The organism is Nonomuraea jabiensis (assembly GCF_014204795.1).
Taxonomy (GTDB): Bacteria; Actinomycetota; Actinomycetes; order Streptosporangiales; family Streptosporangiaceae; genus Nonomuraea; species Nonomuraea jabiensis.
Genome location: NZ_JACHMB010000001.1, coordinates 5,187,126 through 5,202,079 on the forward strand (window position 1 = coordinate 5,187,126; position 14,954 = coordinate 5,202,079).

General features: G+C 71.5%; 16 protein-coding genes and 1 pseudogene. 4 read left to right on the top strand and 13 right to left on the bottom strand.

Annotation, left to right across the window (positions count from 1 at the left end):
• The first annotated feature begins 58 nt into the window (after window positions 1-58).
• Window positions 59-1,159, top strand: coding sequence for a dual-specificity RNA methyltransferase RlmN (gene rlmN, locus HD596_RS23990; protein WP_185071578.1), 1,101 nt, complete (start codon window positions 59-61; stop codon window positions 1,157-1,159).
• 205 nt (window positions 1,160-1,364) lie between these two features.
• On the opposite strand, the gene HD596_RS23995 is transcribed toward rlmN, so the two are convergent.
• The 5 genes and pseudogenes from HD596_RS23995 to HD596_RS64865 form a co-directional block, all read right to left on the bottom strand.
• The gene (locus HD596_RS23995; protein ID WP_246556600.1) at window positions 1,365-2,072 is read right to left on the bottom strand and encodes an SGNH/GDSL hydrolase family protein; all 708 of its coding nucleotides are present in this window, start codon (window positions 2,070-2,072) and stop codon (window positions 1,365-1,367) included.
• Window positions 2,073-2,109: 37 nt separating this feature from the next.
• Window positions 2,110-2,781: a hypothetical protein gene (locus HD596_RS24000; RefSeq protein ID WP_185071580.1), complete on the bottom strand. Its 672-nt coding sequence runs from the start codon at window positions 2,779-2,781 to the stop codon at window positions 2,110-2,112.
• Window positions 2,778-3,509 (bottom strand): ABC transporter ATP-binding protein, encoded by a 732-nt coding sequence (locus HD596_RS24005; RefSeq protein WP_185071581.1) that lies wholly within the window; start codon window positions 3,507-3,509, stop codon window positions 2,778-2,780. The genes HD596_RS24000 and HD596_RS24005 overlap by 4 nt, the downstream gene beginning before the upstream one ends.
• Window positions 3,510-3,597: 88 nt before the next feature.
• Window positions 3,598-4,545, bottom strand: a complete 948-nt coding sequence (locus HD596_RS24010; protein ID WP_246554748.1) for an RNA-guided endonuclease InsQ/TnpB family protein — start codon at window positions 4,543-4,545, stop codon at window positions 3,598-3,600.
• Between the two features lie 167 nt (window positions 4,546-4,712).
• Window positions 4,713-4,814, bottom strand: a pseudogene (locus HD596_RS64865) (hypothetical protein); the annotation flags it as partial.
• A gap of 155 nt (window positions 4,815-4,969) precedes the next feature.
• Between HD596_RS64865 and HD596_RS24015 the strand changes: the two are divergent.
• The gene (locus HD596_RS24015) at window positions 4,970-5,491 is read left to right on the top strand and encodes a DivIVA domain-containing protein (protein WP_185071582.1); all 522 of its coding nucleotides are present in this window, start codon (window positions 4,970-4,972) and stop codon (window positions 5,489-5,491) included.
• Here the strand turns inward: HD596_RS24015 and HD596_RS24020 are convergent.
• Window positions 5,488-6,135: an HAD-IA family hydrolase gene (locus HD596_RS24020; protein ID WP_221519486.1), complete on the bottom strand. Its 648-nt coding sequence runs from the start codon at window positions 6,133-6,135 to the stop codon at window positions 5,488-5,490. The genes HD596_RS24015 and HD596_RS24020 overlap by 4 nt on opposite strands.
• 19 nt (window positions 6,136-6,154) lie before the next feature.
• On the opposite strand from HD596_RS24020, the gene HD596_RS24025 reads away from it, so the two are divergent.
• The gene (locus tag HD596_RS24025) at window positions 6,155-6,637 is read left to right on the top strand and encodes a GNAT family N-acetyltransferase (protein WP_185071584.1); all 483 of its coding nucleotides are present in this window, start codon (window positions 6,155-6,157) and stop codon (window positions 6,635-6,637) included.
• A 15-nt stretch (window positions 6,638-6,652) separates the two neighbouring features.
• Here HD596_RS24025 and HD596_RS24030 read toward each other — a convergent pair whose 3' ends face one another.
• Both HD596_RS24030 and HD596_RS24035 read right to left on the bottom strand, forming a co-directional pair.
• Window positions 6,653-8,197, bottom strand: a complete 1,545-nt coding sequence (locus HD596_RS24030; protein ID WP_185071585.1) for an FAD-dependent monooxygenase — start codon at window positions 8,195-8,197, stop codon at window positions 6,653-6,655.
• On the bottom strand, window positions 8,194-8,652 hold the full coding sequence (locus HD596_RS24035) for a hypothetical protein (RefSeq protein WP_185071586.1): 459 nt from the start codon (window positions 8,650-8,652) through the stop codon (window positions 8,194-8,196). The genes HD596_RS24030 and HD596_RS24035 overlap by 4 nt, the downstream gene beginning before the upstream one ends.
• A gap of 64 nt (window positions 8,653-8,716) precedes the next feature.
• Here HD596_RS24035 and HD596_RS24040 point away from each other — a divergent pair, with 64 nt between their 5' ends.
• Window positions 8,717-9,313 carry a PadR family transcriptional regulator gene (locus tag HD596_RS24040; RefSeq protein ID WP_185071587.1) on the top strand — a complete coding sequence of 199 codons (597 nt, stop codon included), beginning with the start codon at window positions 8,717-8,719 and terminating at the stop codon, window positions 9,311-9,313.
• Here the strand turns inward: HD596_RS24040 and HD596_RS24045 are convergent.
• The 5 genes from HD596_RS24045 to iolC form a co-directional block, all read right to left on the bottom strand.
• On the bottom strand, window positions 9,264-10,304 hold the full coding sequence (locus tag HD596_RS24045) for an AI-2E family transporter (protein ID WP_246554750.1): 1,041 nt from the start codon (window positions 10,302-10,304) through the stop codon (window positions 9,264-9,266). The genes HD596_RS24040 and HD596_RS24045 overlap by 50 nt on opposite strands.
• Before the next feature lie 61 nt (window positions 10,305-10,365).
• Window positions 10,366-12,210: a 3D-(3,5/4)-trihydroxycyclohexane-1,2-dione acylhydrolase (decyclizing) gene (iolD, locus tag HD596_RS24050; protein ID WP_185071588.1), complete on the bottom strand. Its 1,845-nt coding sequence runs from the start codon at window positions 12,208-12,210 to the stop codon at window positions 10,366-10,368.
• Window positions 12,207-13,046 (bottom strand): 5-deoxy-glucuronate isomerase, encoded by an 840-nt coding sequence (gene iolB, locus HD596_RS24055; RefSeq protein ID WP_185071589.1) that lies wholly within the window; start codon window positions 13,044-13,046, stop codon window positions 12,207-12,209. Before iolB ends, iolD begins: the two co-directional genes overlap by 4 nt.
• Complete coding sequence (locus HD596_RS24060; RefSeq protein WP_246554752.1) at window positions 13,043-13,948, bottom strand: Cgl0159 family (beta/alpha)8-fold protein; 906 nt, start codon at window positions 13,946-13,948, stop codon at window positions 13,043-13,045. The genes iolB and HD596_RS24060 overlap by 4 nt, the downstream gene beginning before the upstream one ends.
• Entirely contained in the window at window positions 13,945-14,883 is a 939-nt protein-coding gene (gene iolC, locus HD596_RS24065; protein ID WP_185071590.1) for a 5-dehydro-2-deoxygluconokinase, read from the bottom strand. Before iolC ends, HD596_RS24060 begins: the two co-directional genes overlap by 4 nt.
• Window positions 14,884-14,954: the final 71 nt, after the last annotated feature.

The following is a 14,954-nucleotide window of genomic DNA, read 5'->3' on the forward strand; positions in this document are numbered from 1 at the left end:
CCTCCGATCCGAACGTTCATTACCCTGATTGAAAGTCACTCAAAGCAAAGGCAGGAACGTGTCCCAGCCCCCAGGCCAGCTCACCTTCGTCGCGCCCCGGCGGGCCAAGCCCGCACGGCACCTGGCCGACCTGTCGATGGCCGACCGGCGGGCCGCGGTCACCGAGCTGGGCGAGAAGGCGTTCCGCGCCGACCAGCTCTCCCGCCACTACTTCGAGCGGCTCACCACCGACGTCGGCGCGATGACCGACCTGCCGGCGGCCTCCCGCGAGAAGCTGGCCGCGCTCCTGCCCGACCTGCTGACCTCGGTCAGGGAGCTGACCACCGACGGAGGCACCACGCGTAAGACGCTGTGGCGGCTGTTCGACGGGGCGCTGGTCGAGTCGGTGCTCATGCGCTATCCCGACCGGGTCACGATGTGCGTGTCCTCGCAGGCCGGCTGCGGCATGAACTGCCCCTTCTGCGCCACCGGCCAGGCCGGGCTCACGCGCAACATGTCCACCGCCGAGATCGTCGAGCAGGTGGTCGCCGGAGCTCGGGCGCTGGCGGCCGGCGAGGTGCCCGGCGGGCCCGGCCGGGTGAACAACGTCGTGTTCATGGGCATGGGAGAGCCGCTGGCCAACTACAAGCAGGTCATCGGGGCGGTGCGGCGGCTGGTGGAGCCCGCGCCGCACGGGCTGGGCATCTCGGCCCGGGGCATCACCGTCTCCACCGTCGGGCTGGTGCCCGCGATCGGCAAGCTCGCCGACGAGGGGCTGCCCGTCACGCTGGCGCTGTCGCTGCACGCGCCCGACGACGAGCTGCGTGACACGCTGGTGCCGATCAACACGCGGTGGAAGGTGGCCGAGGTCCTCGACGCGGCGTGGGCGTACGCGGCGAAGACCAAGCGGCGGGTCTCCATCGAGTACGCGCTGATCAAGGACGTCAACGACCAGGAGTGGCGGGCCGACCTGCTGGGCAAGCTGGTCCGGGGCAAGCTCGTACACGTCAACCTGATCCCGCTCAACCCGACCCCGGGCTCGAAGTGGACGGCTTCCCGGCCGGAGGACGAGCGGGCGTTCGTGCGGCGGCTGGAGTTCCACGGCGTGCCGGTGACGGTCCGTGACACGCGCGGCCGCGAGATCGACGGCGCCTGCGGCCAGCTCGCGGCCGCCGAATAACCCACCCGCCGAGAGTTCCCGGGCGGCGGCGTTCGAAGGGACGCGGCCGGCCTGGGGCGCGCAATGGCGCGGGCCGGCCCCGGGGCGGAGAACCGCAACGGCCGGTGGACGCTGCGGCGGGCCGGCCTGGGGTGTGGGACGGCGCCTGGGCTGGCGGGATGGCGCCTGGGGCGTGGGATCGCGCCTGGGGCGTGCGGGCGGCGGGCTAGTGGGGTGCGATCGAGCGGGCGGTGAAGCCCTCGATCAGGTCGGCGATCATGGCGGCGCCCCGGCTGTTCAAGTGGATGTTGTCCGTGGTGAGCTGGAGGCCGCGCCCCCTGGAGATGGCGTCCAGGCTGCGGCCGAGCAGGAAGTGCTGCATCGCGGCGGTCTGCGCCAGCCGCCCCTCCGCCCGGTAGCGGGTGCCGGGAGCCCGGCCCTGCTCCTCCAGGTAAGCCGTCATCCGCTCGTTGAGCGGCAGGTACGTGACCCCCTCGGCCGCCGCGACCCGCCGGACGATCTCGCTGTACTCGGCGGCCCGCCGCACCGGGACGGAGCCGAGCTCCTCGCCGATGACGGGCAGGGAGAGCATCGCCACGCGGGCCATCGTCTCGTCCTGGAGGCGGCGGGCGATGGTGGTGAGGTTGGCCGCGTAGGCCTCCGGGGTGGGGTCCGCGGAGAGCTTCCAGCGCTTGCGCAGGGCCTTGGCGAGCGTCCCGCTGAGCGTGGAGTTCGCGTCGTTCGTGCCGATCAGTACGGTCACCACGTCGGGGTCCTGGCCCACGACGTCGTCGAGCCGCTTGACCGTCTCCGACGACGGCTCGTAGTTGACCCCGGCGTTGATCACGGTCGCCTCGGGCAGCCGGGAGCGGAGCAGGGCCACGTAGTCGGCGCTCACCTGTGCGCGGGTGATGCTGTCACCCAGGCAGATCATTTTCACCGTCGTCTCCTCTAGGGTGAGTGAGTGCTCACTAACCTACCCTACGCCGGAGCCACACGTTCGCCCCCAGGCCGATCAGGCACCAGGCCAGGGAGATGGCGCCGAGTTCGGGGAGCTGGTCGAGGAGGTGACCCCCGTTCGCCGCCTTCATCCAGGCGATGAGTGGGACGGTGAGCCAGTGCAGGGGCGAGGAGCTGAGCAGCAGCATCGCCAGGAACCCGAGCAGCAGCCCCATGATCGAAAGTGCGGGGGAGCGGATGACCGCGCGGCTGGTGAGGGCGCCCAGCGCGGTGCCGGTGAGCGCGGCCAGCGCGTTCAGGACGAGGGCGCCGGCCAGCACGCCGCGCGACGGAGTCTGGCTCACGCCGAGCAGGAGCGCCGCCCCCATGCCGAGCGCCGCGAACGCCACGCAGGTCACGAAAGCCGCCATCAGCCCCGCCGCCACCTCCTTGCCCCGGCCGCCCACCTGGATCGCCGACAGCTCGCGCTGCTGGTCGGGCTCGGTGTCGAGGAGGCTCCTGGTGGCCCAGGCCAGGATGGGAATGATCAGCACGGCGCCGTCCGTGAGGGCCGCGGCCTCGCCACCGCGCGGCGCCCGGCTGCCGTAGAGGATCGCCAGCATGGCGAGGGCCAGGAGGAGCGCCTGGAACATGCGGTGCGAACGGATGTAGGCGGCCAGGCGGAACGTGGCCAGGGCGATCAACCGGACTCCTCGATCTCGCGGGCCAGATAACCCTCGCCGCGCATCCTGGCGAGGAAGTCGTGAACCTCGGACGCGGGCACCGTGACGGCCACGACCGTCCCCCTGTCCTCGACCGGTTCGAGGCCGGGGGCCGTCGTGCTCTCCTTGAGGCGGCCGTCCACCAGCGACCAATGGCGCATCGCGGGCAGGGAGCGCAGGCCGCCCTGGTGGTCGCTGACGATGACGATGCCGCCGCGCCCCGCCACCTCGCCGGTGATCGACGGGAGCGCTTCACGGGTGTCCACGTCGAGCCCGGCGAACGGCTCGTCCAGGATCAGCAGCCCCGGCTCCGCCATCAGCGCCTGGACGAGCCCGACCTTGTGCGCGCTGCCCTTCGACAGCTCGCCCAGGGAGACGGTGAGGAGGTGGCCCATGTTCAGGCGCTCGGCCCACGGCTCCCAGCGGGCGCCCCCGCGTACCCGGGACATGTGGCGCAGGTAGGCCGTGACCGTGAACGGCTGGGCGGTCGGGAAGCGGTCGGGAGCGAAGCCGACCACCTCGGGACGCTCGGCGATCGTGCCGGTCGTGGGCCGGGTGAGGCCCGCGAGGAGGCGGAGCAGAGTCGACTTGCCTGCCCCGTTCACGCCGGTCAGCTCGATCACGTCGCCGGGGGCGAGCTGGGCGTCGACGTCTTCGATGACGAAAGGTTCACGTCTTCGGTAGCGGAAAGAGACCTTGGACAGCCGCATGGTCCTGTCACGCTATATGTCGGGTCGCATCGCCGGCATAAAGAGCCTCACAGTGACTCCCCCGATCCCCGAAGGGAGCGGTTTCTCGCTAGGCCGCCTTCGCAGCGTTGCGAAGGGCAAGCCCTGCCCTCAATATGTTGATCGCCGCGTTCACGTCGGCGTGTGCCTCATGCCCGCACGCCGCGCATCGGAACTCGGCTTGGCTGATGCGGTTCTCCTTGGCACAGTGCCCGCAACGCGAGCAGGTGCGGGAGGTGTTGGTGGGATTCACTGCGATCAGCTCTCGACCGGCGCTTTCAGCCTTGTGCGCGAGAATCGTCAGCAACACCCCCCAGCCCGCGTCCAGGATGCTTCGGTTAAGTCCGGACTTCTGGGCCACGCCGGTGCCGGGCGTCTCCATAGTGCCGGATGCCGAGCGGGTCATGTTGGCGATCTTCAGAGCCTCGTGCACGATCACGTCATAGCCGCGGACCAGGGCAAGCGCGGTCTTGTGCGCATCGTCGACGCGCTGACGGCGGATTTTGGCGTGCAGGTGGGAAATCCTGGCGACGGCCCTACGCCGCCGCATGCTTCCTTGTGTCTTTCTGGCGAGATCTCGCTGAGCGGTCGCAAGCCGGTCGGCCATCGCGGAGAGGCGGCGGGGGTTGGCTACCTGCCTGCCATCACTGGTGGTGATGAGCGACGCCACGCCCAGATCGATCCCGACGACCGCGCCAGTGCCGGCCAGATGCTCGGTGGGCACGTCAGTACACAACAGTACGACGTACCAGCGCTGACCCTTCCGCTTCACGCTGATCGTCTTCACCTGGCCCTTGACGGGGCGGTGCTGATGCACACGGACATGGCCGATGCCCTGCAGACGAACGAACGTGGCGGTCGGGTGCTCGGATTGGGAGTCCCATCGGCAGCCGTCCCCGTCCTTGGGCCACTCCACCGTGTCGAACCAGCCGCGTCCCTTGAAACGCGGAAACCCGGGCGCACGGCCCTCGCGAACTCGCTTGAAGAACGCCACGAATGCCTTGTCCAGGCGGCGCAACGTGGCCTGCTGGGAGGAGAACGACCACCGGCCCTGCCCGCTCGGGTCCTCGGCACGGATATGCTCAGATCCCTGGACTGGTCTCCGTACCGGATCGTGACGCTCACCCTGCGGTAGGCGGTGCGACGATGCTCCAACGCTGCGTTGTACAACTCTCTATGATCTTCAAGGCACGCGGCGAGCGCGATCTCCTGGTGTCGAGTGGGACGCAACAGGAACGTGAACGACCTGCGCACACCCACCTCCCTGACATCAGCCTGTTTGATCACAGCACATCGATCAGCAGCGACAATAACCCAGGAGGAAGCGCGAATTCCTCCCGTCGGCTAGAACGGGCGGTCCCCTCCGCGTCAAAATTGCTGGAGGCACCCCCGGCACGTTCTCAAGAGGAGTGGGCTTGAATCGCTTTCCGCGCGTCATGGGTATGCGTTCAGGCTATGACCCCGCCGAAGTCGACGCCCTGATCGGGCGGATCGAGTCGACCCTGGGCAGGGGCATGCCCACTGTGGAGCCCGTCACCGCCGACGACGTGCGACGGGCCACGTTCCGCGCCAAGCGCGGCGGCTATGTCGAGACCGCGGTCGACTTCGCCCTGGAGGCGTTCGTGGTGGCGCTGGAGACCCAGGCCAAGCGGCCGGTACGCCTGGCCATGGCCGAGCCGACCGGCGAGATGCTGCGCGAGGAGTGGTTCGAGACCCAGGCGGCCCGCGTCGAACGGGTGGCCTTCCGCCCGGGTCGCATGGGCACCGGCTACAACGAGGACGAGATCGACGCCTTCCTCGACCGCATCGTGGCCACCCTGCGCGGGACGACCGACTTCCCGGTGACGGCCAAGGAGGTGCGGGCGGCGAAATTCTCGACCGTGCTGTTCCGCTCCGGCTACCTCATCGCGGACGTGGACTCGTTCCTGGCCGGCATCGCGGACGTGCTGGAGCAGCGCCGTTAGGCGTTCTCGACCACGGACAGCAGCCCGCCGAGGTCGGGCAGCTCCTGCTGGATGACCTTCTCGTCGGCGGGCCGCCCGCCCTGGCGGTTGATCCACACGCGCGGGATGCCGAGGCGGTGCGCGGGGCCCATGTCGTGGAAGTAGCTCTGCGCCACATGAACCCATCGCGCCGGCTCGTACGAGCGCCTGAACGTCTCGAAGTGTGCGTCGGCCGGCTTGTACGCGCCCACGTCCTCCGACGTCAGCACCGCGTCGAACGCCACGGGCAGCCGCCGCCGCGTCTCGGCGATGAGGTCGCGGTCGCAGTTGGTGAGCAGCGCCAGACGCCAGCCCGCGGCGCGCAGCGCCGACAGCTCGGCGCCCACCTCCGGGAACACCGGCCAGTACGGGAGCGTCGTGCCCAGCACCGCGGCGTCGTCCCCGTTCAGCTCCACGTTCTCGTCGGCGCAGGCCCGGCGGAGCGCCTCGGCCAGCACGTGGCGGTAGCGGAGCGTCGGGGACTCGGCCTGCACGACGTGCTCGTGCCGGTTGTACGCCTCCAGCAGCCGTGCCCCCTGACCCGGCGCGACCAGCTCGGCGCTGGTGCGGATGCCGTGCCGCCAGTCAACAAGTGTCCCGAAGCAGTCGAACGTTACCCATCGCATAGATCTCATAATGAGGGACATGGCGATATCCGTGCGTCCCATCGAGCCGCAAGATCTCGCGAACGTGACCCGGGTGCTGACCGAGAGCTGGGGCGGCTCGACCGTGGTGGCCCTGGGCCGTGGGGAGCTGGTCGACGCCGCCGCGCAGCCGGGCTTCATCGCCGAGATCGGCGGTGAGCTGGCCGGGATCATCACGTACGCCCGGCGTGGCGACTCCGTGGAGATCATCACGATCGACGCGGTGCTGCCTGGCCAGGGGGTGGGGGCGGCGCTGCTGGACGCGGTGCGCGCCGCCGCCGTCGAGGGCGGGGCGGCCAGGCTCTGGCTGATCACCACCAACGACAACACGCACGCCCTGCGGTTCTACCAGCGGTACGGTTTCGACCTGATCGCCCTGCACCGCAACGGCGTGGACCGGGCGCGGGACCTCAAGCCGGGCATTCCCGCCGAGGCGGACGGCATCCCGATCCGGCACGAGCTGGAGCTGGAGCTCCTTCTCTGACCCTTCCGCTCCCCGTCAGTGGAGGATCTGGTGGAGGGCGGTCGCCAGGCGGGTCGCCGGGGCGCCCTCGCCCGCCGGGTCGTCCGAACGCCAGGCCACGTAGCCGTCCGGGCGCACCAGGACGGCGTCACAGCCGTACCGCGCCTCCCAGTGCCCCTCGACGTCGACCAGCTCCGGCCCCACCCGGTGGACCCGCACGCCCTCGACGGCCGCCCGCGCCCACTCCTCGGAGGCCCCGCCGGGCCCGCACAGCAGCACGAACGAGTCGTGGAACAGGTCGTGCACGCCGATCCGCCGCCCGTCCAGGGAGAGCCAGAGGTGCGGGGCCCGGGTGCCGGGACGGGCGTGTCGTGACACCCCGTCGCCGAACACCGACTCCGGCGGGGTCCCGGCCATCGCCGTGGACGCGTACCGCTGCCCGAGGACGCACGTGACCGGATCCACCGGGTCGTCCTCCGGGCTGGAACCGAACCTGGCGGCCTGGCTGCGCACGGTCAGGTCGGCCAGCGCCAGCGCCACCGGGCGGCGCTCGGCCTCGTACGTGTCGAGCAGCGCGTCCGAGGCCCGCCCCGCGAGCACGGCGGCGAGCTTCCAGGCCAGGTTGTGCGCGTCCTGGACGGCCGAGTTGGCGCCCAGCCCCTGGGCCGGCGGCCACACGTGCGCGGCGTCCCCGACGAGGAAGACCCGGCCGGAGCGGTAGCTGTCGGCCACGCCGACCGCCTCGGTCCAGGATGCCTTGCTGACGACCTCGACCGGTACGTCACGCCCGATGACCGCCTTGGCCGCGGCGACGCAGCGTTCGTCGGTGAAGTCGTCAGGCGACTCCTTGTCCGGGTCGTACATCAGGGACAGGCCCCAGTGGTCGCGCAGCGCGTGGGAGACGAACGCCGCCGAGGCGGCGCCGCCGGGTTCGCCGACGATCCAGAACAGGGCCCGCTTGGTGATGATCTCCGACAGGTCCGCCCTGATGACGAAGGTCACGAAGTGCCGCATCGGGCCGAGGCCGGTGCGGGCGATGCCGAGCCGCTCCCTGGTGGCGCCGCCGTAGCCGTCGGCGCCGATCACGTACCGGGCCCTGATCGTGTGCCGCTCGCCGGTGGCGCGGTCCTCCACCACGGCCGTCACACCGTCGGCGTCGGGCTCGATCGACCGGCACTGCGTGTCGAACCACAGTTCCGCGCCCTTGGCGCGGGCGGCCTCGATCAGGATGGGCTCGACCGTGCTCTGGTCGGCCATGCAGTACTCGCCCGCGGTCAGGTCGGGCAGCCCGCGCGGGGACTCGTCCCCGAACAGCCACTGCCACTCGCCCGCCAGCGTCGCGCAGCGGGCCACGCCGGCCTCCTCGTCGAAGGGCCGGCCCGCCTCCTTCACGCGTTCGTCCAGGCCGAGCGGCCGGTAGATCTCCAGGGTGCGCGGGTTGATCCCCCGGGCCCGGCCCAGGAGCGACACGCCGGGGTGGCGGTCGACCAGCAGGCAGGGCACGCCCTGGTGGGAGAGGAAGAGAGCCGAGGCGAGGCCGGCGTAGCCGCCGCCGACGATCAGGACGGGGGTCTGCTTCATGACGCCTTCTCCAGGGTGCGCGCGGGGTCGTCGACGGTCGGGTAGGTGCCGTTCCGGTGGGCCTGGCGGACGTCGCGTACGTACTCGGGGGACAGCATCGCGGTGATGATCGCGACGCCGCCGCGGCGGACGCGGACCTCGCTCCCGGCGGCCCTGCCCACCAGGCGGATGCGCCGCGCGGATGCCTCGGCGGGCGCCTGGTGGTCCTTGACCTGGCCCCTGCCGCTCCAGCGCAGGTCCTGGTGCTCGATGGTGGCGTCCTCGGGGACCAGCAGCTTGACCACGCCGCGGTCGAGGTCGAGCCGCACCTCGATCTCGGCGGGCAGGCCGGGGGAGCGCAGGTCGAGGGTGGTCTGGCCGTAGCGGGTGCGGACCTCGAAGCGGCCCGCGGTGGTCCAGTTGCCCAGACGCCGGGTGACGGCGTGATCGGTGTGGATGCGTTCGGTGTCGCTCATGGAGTGATAGTTGCAGTGAAACTAGTCTCTCGTCAACTAGTAATGGCGAAGCTAGTATTGGCCCATGGCTCTCGACCGCGGCTCGCCGCTCGCCCTCACCGTGCTGGCCCTGCTGCGGCACCAGCCGCTGCACCCGTACGGGATCCAGCGCCTGCTCAAGCAGTGGGGCAAGGACCTGGTGGTCAACGTGGGCCAGCGGGCCGGCCTCTACCGGACCATCGACCGGCTGCTGGAGGCCGGCCTGATCAGCGTCCGGGAGACGGGGCGCGACCAGCAGTACCCCGAGCGCACGGTCTACGAGCTGACCGCCGACGGCGAGACGGCGCTGCTCAAGTGGCTGGACGAGATGCTGAGCACGCCCAAGCAGGAGTTCCCGCAGTTCCCGGCCGCGCTGGCGAACGCGCTCATGCTCGCCCCGGAAGACCTGGCGGCGGCGCTGGAGCGGCGCGAGCGGGCGGTCGCCGAGACGCTGGCCTGGCTGGAGGCGGGCCTGGCCGACGATGCCGGCCTGCCGCGCATCACCATGCTGGAGATCGAATACCTGCGCGAGGTGACGGCCGCGGAGATCCGGTGGCTGCGCGGGGTCATCGACGACCTGCGGGCCGGGCGGCTCACGTGGTCGCGGGAGTCGTTGGAGGAGGCCGCGGCGGAGCGAGAGTGACCGGGGCGGGCTCGGCCCGCGGCCTGTGCAGCAGGGCCACGATCACCGCGGTCACCGGGGCGGCCAGGAACGCGCCGACGATCCCCCAGAGCAGGCCGCCCACCGCGATCGCCACCAGGATGACCACCCCGGGCAGGTCGAGGGCCTTGCCGTAGATCTGCGGCGCCAGCACGTGCCCCTCGATCTGCTGCACCGCGACGGTCACCCCGACCACGATCAGCGCCACCAGCCAGCCCTTGGCCACGAGCGCCACCACCGCGGCCAGCAGCCCCGCCGTGAACGCCCCCACGACCGGCAGGAACGCCCCCACGAACGTCAGCACCGCCAGCGGCAGCGCGATGGGCACGCCCAGGATCCACAGCGCCAGGCCGATGAAGAACCCGTCCACCGCGCCCACGATCGCGATCCCGCGGATGTAGCGGCCGATCACGGAGAAGATCAGGACGCCGGTCTCGGTGATGCGTGCCCTGGCAGAAGCGGGCGCGAGGTCCACGAGCCAGTGGAAGAGCCGGTCGCCGCCGTGCACGAAGTACACCGACAGGACGAACGCCACCGCCGCCCCCACCACGATCTCACCCGCGGTCCTGACCCCGGCCAGCGCGCCCGTGGCGATCTGGCGGCCCTGGGCGGTCAGGTACTCCTTGGCCTGCGCGGCAAGCTTACGCGGGTCGATCCCGAACCTGGAGGTCAGGTCGTACAGGTTGTCGAGCACCCTGGTGACGCTGACCCGCAGCTGCGAGACGCTGTCGATGGTGGGCGGCACCAGGAGCGCGATCAGCCCTCCGGCCAGCACGATCCCGCCGACGAAGACGATCGCGGTGGCCAGGGCGCGGTTCACCCCGCGTGACCTGAGCCAGCGGGCCGGGGGCAGCAGCAGCGCCGTGATGAACACGCCGACGATGACCGAGATGACCACCGTGCCGATCTGGTTGAGGCAGAAGCCGGCCACCGCGATCAGCGCGACCCATCCGAGCAGCCGCCACGGCCCCATCCCCTGCCCCCTATCGTGCCTGGTCAGAGGCCTTCCCCGAGGCGGTGGAGGGCAACCCTGGTCAGTCGGGCGGCGTCAGGTGGAGGAGCTGGGAGCGCTTGTTCTCCTCGTACGCCTCCCGCGCCGCGCCGGTCGTGCCGCCGACCTCCGCGACCGGCACGTCCCACCACGCCTCGGAGGACGGGGCGTCGTCCGCCATCGGGTCGGTGCGTACGTAGATGACCGTGGTCCCGGTCCCCGAGCGGGCTTCCTCCAGCGCCTTGCGCAGGTCGGCGACCGACTCGGGGCGCAGCACCGAGGCGCCGAGGCTGGCCGCGTTGGCGGCCAGGTCGACGGGCAGCGGCCCGCCGTCGCGATGCCGGTAGGAGGTGCCGAGCCGCTGCGCGCCCACGCTCTCCGACAGGCGGCCGATGGAGGCGAAGCCGGAGTTGTCCACCAGGACGACCACCAGCTTGATGCCCTCGGAGATCGCGGTGATCAGCTCCTGGGCCATCATCAGGTACGAGCCATCGCCCACCAGGACGAACACCTCGCGCTCCGGCGCCGCCAGCTTGACGCCCAGCCCGCCGGCGATCTCGTAGCCCATGCAGGAGTAGCCGTACTCGACGTGGTAGTTGCCGGGCCCGCTCGGCCGCCAGAGCTTGTGCAGGTCGCCGGGCATCGAGCCGGCCGCGCACACCACCACGCCGTCCTCGGCCGCCGCCGCGTTGACCGCGCCGATCACCGCGGACTGCGGCAGCGGCGAGCCCTCCAGCGCGTAGGCGCGGTCCACCGCCGCGTCCCACTCCCTGGTCAGCTCGGCGGCCCGCGCACGGTAGTCCGCCGGCGTGCCCCTCCAGCCCGCGAACGCCTCGACCAGGTCCGCCAGCCCTTCGCGGGCGTCGCCGACCAGTTGCAGGCCCGACAGCTTGGCGGCGTCGAAGGCGGTGATGTTGAGGTTGAGGAAGCGGGCGTCGGGGGCGAAGATCGATCGGGAGGCGGTGGTGAAGTCGCTGTAGCGGGTGCCCACGCCGATGATCAGGTCGGCCTCGCGGGCCAGCGCGTTGGCGGCCGTGGTGCCGGTGGCGCCGATCGCGCCCATGGCGAGCGGGTGCCCGTACGGGAGCGCGCCCTTGCCGGCCTGCGTCTCGGCGACCGGGATGCCGTACGTCTCGGCGAAGATCCGCAGCTGCTCGGTGGCCTCGCTGTAGATCGTCCCGCCGCCGGCGACGATCAGCGGGCGCACGGCCGACTTGACCAGCTGGGCCGCCCGGAACACGGCGGCCCGCTCGGGCAGCGGCCTGGGGACGTGCCAGACGCGGCGCGCGAACAGCTCCTCCGGCCAGTCGTGGGCCTCCGCCTGCACGTCCTGCGGCAGCGCCAGCGTCACCGCGCCGGTCTCGGCCGGGTCGGTGAGCACGCGCATGGCGGCCAGCAGCGCCGACGGGAGCTGCTCGGGGCGGTTGATCCGGTCCCAGTAGCGGGAGACCGGCTTGAAGCAGTCGTTGACCGAGATGTCGTACGAGCGCTGGTCCTCCAGCTCCTGCAGCACCGGGCCGGCCACGCGGGTGGAGAAGATGTCGCCGGGCAGCAGCAGCACCGGCAGCCGGTTGATCGTCGCGCCCGCCGCACCCGTGATCATGTTGGTCGCGCCGGGGCCGATGGAGGTGGTGCAGGCCAGCGTGGCCAGGCGGTTGCTGGCCCGGGCGTAGGCGGCGGCCGTGTGGACCATGGCCTGCTCGTTGCGGCTCAGGTGGTAGGGGAGGTCCTCGGTGGAGGTGGCCAGAGCCTGGCCGAGCCCGGCCACGTTGCCGTGGCCGAAGATGCCGGAGCAGCCGCCGAAGAACCTGCGCTCCACGCCGTCGCGCTCGCTCCACTGCCGGGCCAGGAAGCGCACGACGGCCTGGGCGACGGTCAAGCGAGTCATGAGGTCCTCCCGAACGGCAGTCTCGGATCTGTGGGCTGGCTTTCCCAGGATGAGCGGATCCACGCGTGGCGGGGGTCGTCGCAGAAGGCCATCGAGCGTTCCTCCGCCGGGCCGGCCAGGACGTTCAGGTAGTAGAGGTCGTAGCCGGGAGCGGCCATGGCGGGGCCGTGGTAGCCGTACGGGACGAGGACGACGTCGCCCGAGGAGACCTCGGCCAGGGTGTCGATGTGGCCGCGTTCGGAGGAGTAGACGCGCTGGTAGGCGTTGCCCTGGCCGGCCACCTCGAAGTAGTAGATCTCCTCCAGCACCGCCTCGCCGGGGTTGTCGGTGTCGTGTTTGTGCGGCGGGTACGACGACCAGTTGCCGCCCGGGGTGATCACCTCCACGGCCATGAGCTTGTCGCAGTCGAAGGCGTCGGGAGAGCAGAAGTTGTTCACCTGGCGGGTGGCCTGGCCCGCGCCGCGGATCTCGACCGAGACCTGGCCGGCGGGCACGTAGCGGGGTTCGAGGGCGCGGGTGGCGAGGGCGGAGGGCAGGGCGACGCGCCCGGTGCCCCGGAGGGTGACGCGGGAGCCGATCGGGACGTAGGCGAAGTCGCTCGGCCCGCTGAAGACCGAAGGCCGTCCCGCCAGCTCGAACGTCGCGGCGGAGGTGGTGACCGTGCAGGATCCCGACAGCGGGAGGACCAGCGTCTCCTCCTCGCCGGTGTCGAACGAGACGGGCGTGTCCGCCAGGTCCACGATGCGCAGGCCCGAGTACGTCCAGCCCGCCAGCGACGGGGTGATCTCGACGGACCAGGGGCCGTTCGCGGCCTTGCCGAACGGAACGTATGTCATGCGCGGGTCTCCCGTACCAGTGCCGCGGCGTTGTCCACCGCTTTCGCTACGTCGTCATCCGGAGGGTAGAGCAGGGCGCGGCCCACGACGAGGCCGCGTACGCCGGGAAGGCTCAGGGCGCGGTCCCAGTCGGCGTAGGCCGCGTCGATGTCCGGCGGGTCGCCTCCGAGCAGCAGCGCCGGCAGCGTGGTGGCGGCCATCACGCGCTCCATCTCCGCCACCGCCGGGATCTTGAGCCAGGTGTAGGCGGAGGTGGTGCCGAGCGCCTGGGCGACGCTGATCGCGCGGATCACGGCCTCGGGGGACAGGTCGTTGCGCAGCGCCCCCGACTCGGAGCGCCGCGCCCAGAAGGGCTCCACCATGGCCGGCAGGCGGCGGCGGGCCAGGTCGGTGACGGCCCGGGCGCAGGACTCCAGGGTGGCCACCGTGGCGGGGTCGGCCGGGTCGATGCGGACCAGCATCTTGCCGCCGTCCAGGCGCATCTCGTCGATCGAGGCCGCGTCGAAGCCGGTGAAGCGGTCGTCCACCTCGAAGACCGAGCCCAGCAGGCCGCCCCGGTTCATGGAGCCGAAGGCCAGCTTGCCCTCCAGGGCGCCGAGCAGGAGCAGGTCCTCCATGACGTCGGGGGAGGCGAGGATGCCGTCCACGCCGGGGCGGGAGAGCGCCACCTGGAGGCGGTCGAGCAGGTCGGCGCGGCTGGCCATGGCCAGCGGCCGGTCGCGTACGCCCAGGGCGCCGCGGGCCGTGTGGTCGGCGGCGATGATCAGCAGCCGCTCGCCCTCGCCGGGCAGGCCGCGCCGCTGCCGCCGGGCCGCGGCCTCGGCGATCTCCTCCGGCCGGGTGGCCCGGATCTGGGTGAGCCGCTCGTAGCCGGAGGTCCTGGGCAGGGTGAGGTCGCTCAAGAGCCCGCTCCGTTCAGCAGGTCCTCCACCTCGGCGGTGGACGGCATGGCGTCGGCGCAGGCCAGCCGGGCGGCCACGAACGCGCCGGCCGCGTTGGCGAAGCGCACCGTCCGCTCCAGCGGCCAGCCGCGCAGCAGCCCGAGGCAGATCGCCCCGCCGAACGCGTCGCCCGCTCCGATGCCGTTGACCACCTTCACCTCCACCGGTTCCGCCACCACGCTCTCCTCGGAGGTACGCGCGAGAACCCCTTCGGGGCCCATTTTCACGATCGCGACCTTCACCCCGGCGTCCAGGAGCGCCTGCGCGGCCGCCTCCGGGTCGCGCACGCCGACCGCGTTCTCCACCTCGTCGAGGTTGCCGACCGCGACGTTCGCGTACGGGAGCATCCGCCGCACGGCCTCGGGGGCCGCCTCCGGCGACTTCCAGAGCGACGGCCGCCAGTCGAGGTCGAACACGGTCCAGCCGGACGTACGTGCCGACAGCGCGGCGGCGTGGGCGGCGGCGCTCGGCTCCTGGCTCAGCCCGGTCAGCGAGAACCAGAACAGGCTCGTCTCCGCGATGGCGCCGAGGTCGAGATGGGAAGGGGAGATCCACAGGTCCGGCGGGTGCTCGCCCCGGTAGAAGTAGAGCGGGAAGTGGTCGGGCGGGAAGATCTCGCAGAACGTCACAGGGGTGGGCGGGCCCTCGATGGTGCTCACGAAGGCGTCGTCCACGCCGAACCCGCGGATCGCCCTGCGGACGAACTCTCCGAAGGGGTCCGCTCCCACGCCGGTGATCACGGCGGAGCGCAGCCCGTGCCGCGCCGCGGCGACGGCGACGTTGGTGGGGCTGCCGCCGAGGAACTTGCCGAAGGACTCGACGTCGGCCAGGCCGACGCCCGTCTGCAGCGGGTAGACGTCGACGCCGGAGCGCCCGAACGTGATCAGGTCGTACAAAGCACCTCCAGGAATGGAGCTTACCTGCGACACTATGGCATATTGTCATGACATACGGATGTCCGCTATGT

Bases quoted from the DNA above. Each gene is read 5' to 3' on its own strand.
- HD596_RS24020 (WP_221519486.1), bottom strand. From the start codon at position 6,135: ATGCGATGGGTAACGTTCGACTGCTTCGGGACACTTGTTGACTGGCGG.
- iolB (WP_185071589.1), bottom strand. From the start codon at position 13,046: ATGACATACGTTCCGTTCGGCAAGGCCGCGAACGGCCCCTGGTCCGTC.
- HD596_RS24025 (WP_185071584.1), top strand. From the start codon at position 6,155: ATGGCGATATCCGTGCGTCCCATCGAGCCGCAAGATCTCGCGAACGTG.
- HD596_RS23995 (WP_246556600.1), bottom strand. From the start codon at position 2,072: ATGATCTGCCTGGGTGACAGCATCACCCGCGCACAGGTGAGCGCCGAC.
- iolD (WP_185071588.1), bottom strand. From the start codon at position 12,210: ATGACTCGCTTGACCGTCGCCCAGGCCGTCGTGCGCTTCCTGGCCCGG.
- HD596_RS24045 (WP_246554750.1), bottom strand. From the start codon at position 10,304: ATGGGGCCGTGGCGGCTGCTCGGATGGGTCGCGCTGATCGCGGTGGCC.
- HD596_RS24005 (WP_185071581.1), bottom strand. From the start codon at position 3,509: ATGCGGCTGTCCAAGGTCTCTTTCCGCTACCGAAGACGTGAACCTTTC.
- HD596_RS24040 (WP_185071587.1), top strand. From the start codon at position 8,717: ATGGCTCTCGACCGCGGCTCGCCGCTCGCCCTCACCGTGCTGGCCCTG.
- HD596_RS24030 (WP_185071585.1), bottom strand. From the start codon at position 8,197: ATGAAGCAGACCCCCGTCCTGATCGTCGGCGGCGGCTACGCCGGCCTC.
- HD596_RS24035 (WP_185071586.1), bottom strand. From the start codon at position 8,652: ATGAGCGACACCGAACGCATCCACACCGATCACGCCGTCACCCGGCGT.
- HD596_RS24015 (WP_185071582.1), top strand. From the start codon at position 4,970: ATGCGTTCAGGCTATGACCCCGCCGAAGTCGACGCCCTGATCGGGCGG.